Below are 295 nucleotides of genomic sequence, written 5' to 3'. Positions count from 1 at the left end.
CAGCCAACTAACCTTAAGAGACTTTGCAAGGGGGCCTGAAAATGGTAGACACTACCAAAAACACCAAGCTCTTCACCAGCTACGGAGTAACAACTGCAAAAGCAACCACTCCCGAGATAGCAGCTAAACTGATTTCAAAAGCAAAGAGGCCACTTCTTGTGGTTGGGACCAAAATCCTTGACCCTGAGCTTTTGGACAGGGCAGTGAAGATCTCAAAAGCAAAAAACATCCCTATTGCAGCAACCGGCAGCTCAATGCCTGGCTTTGTTGACAAGGATGTAGATGCCAAGTACAT

Annotated in this window: 1 protein-coding gene; it reads left to right on the top strand. The window is 46.4% G+C overall.

Going from position 1 to position 295, the window contains the following annotated elements:
- Positions 1 to 41: 41 nt before the first annotated feature.
- Positions 42 to 295: carbon monoxide dehydrogenase beta subunit family protein (locus ASJ81_RS16560; RefSeq protein ID WP_275112573.1), on the top strand; the 254-nt coding region annotated here is incomplete at its 3' end.

Source organism: Methanosarcina spelaei (assembly GCF_002287235.1).
Taxonomy (GTDB): Archaea; Halobacteriota; Methanosarcinia; order Methanosarcinales; family Methanosarcinaceae; genus Methanosarcina; species Methanosarcina spelaei.
This window is presented reverse-complemented; position numbering and strand designations above follow the sequence as displayed.